The organism is Massilia sp. CT11-108 (genome assembly GCF_047302915.1).
Taxonomy (GTDB): Bacteria; Pseudomonadota; Gammaproteobacteria; order Burkholderiales; family Burkholderiaceae_D; genus Telluria; species Telluria orientalis.
Genome location: NZ_JBKYMO010001012.1, coordinates 1 through 949, shown reverse-complemented (window position 1 = coordinate 949; position 949 = coordinate 1). Strand labels below are relative to the sequence as shown.

The window sequence follows — 949 nt, the reverse complement described above, 5'->3', positions numbered from 1 at the left end:
CGTCAGGCGCTGGCCGTGGCATGCGATGCAGGCCGGCACCTTCAACGTGGCGTCGCCGCGCGTGACGAGTTCGTGCCCCCGCTCGAGCTGGCCCGCCGGCAGGCTGGAGCGCGCCAGCACGGGCGCGGGCACGTGCTGCGTCGAGAACCATGTCGCGATCTCGCGCAGGTAATCGTCGGACATGTGCTCGACCATGTAGGTCATCAACGGGTACTGGCGGCGCCCCGCGCGGAAGTTGTGCAACTGGTTATACAGGTAGCCGGCCGGCTTGCCGGCGATGCGCGGGTAGTAGTTCGGACCCGACGACGGCTGCGGCGCCGGCGCGGACTGGCTGCCGTGGCACGACGTGCACGCGGCCACGCGGCGTTCCAGCGTGTCCGGCACGGCTTGCCGGGCCCGTGCCGGCGCCGCGTGCAAGCTTGCCAGCAATAGCAATGGCAACAGCGGGGCAGGGCGCAAATGCATGACGTTCCTGTGGTCGACGAGAAAGTACAAGCGGCATGATACCGCGTCGACTTGAACTTCACGCAATCTTTTGAGAAAGCTAACTAGCGCGCGTCCTGGAACGTGCGCAGGTAAGCCAGCAGCGCGGCCATCTCTTGCTCGTCGTGGATGCCCCAGAAGCGCATCTTCGTGCCCGGTACCATCTTGTCCGGATCGCGCAGGTACGCGGCCAGCGTGCGTTCGTCCCACACGATGCCCGACGCTTTCATTGCATCCGAGTATTTGAAATCGGGCGTGCTGCCGGCGCGGCGGCCGAACAGGCCGTTGAGCTGCGGACCAAAACCGCCGCGCGCGTTCGGACCGATCTGGTGGCAGGACGCGCATGGTTTGAAGACTGTGGCGCCGTCGACCGGACCCTCGTGGCGCGAGCAGCCGGCCAGCAAGAGGGCCGCCAGCAGCGGCCGGACGACGATGACACGCATGCTCAGGTGCGCGGCTTGGGCTG

2 protein-coding genes are annotated in these 949 nt (G+C 67.1%); both read right to left on the bottom strand.

The window, feature by feature from the left end; translation table 11 throughout:
* Nucleotides 1–465, bottom strand: a 465-nt coding sequence (locus ACEN88_RS32785; protein WP_413346449.1) for a c-type cytochrome, incomplete at its 3' end; no start/stop codon positions are given.
* 83 nt (nucleotides 466–548) lie between these two features.
* Complete coding sequence (locus tag ACEN88_RS32780; protein WP_413346451.1) at nucleotides 549–926, bottom strand: c-type cytochrome; 378 nt, start codon at nucleotides 924–926, stop codon at nucleotides 549–551.
* Between the last annotated feature and the right edge of the window lie 23 nt (nucleotides 927–949).

Coding starts and splice junctions, on each gene's coding strand:
- ACEN88_RS32780 (WP_413346451.1), bottom strand. CDS start 926: ATGCGTGTCATCGTCGTCCGGCCGCTGCTGGCGGCCCTCTTGCTGGCC.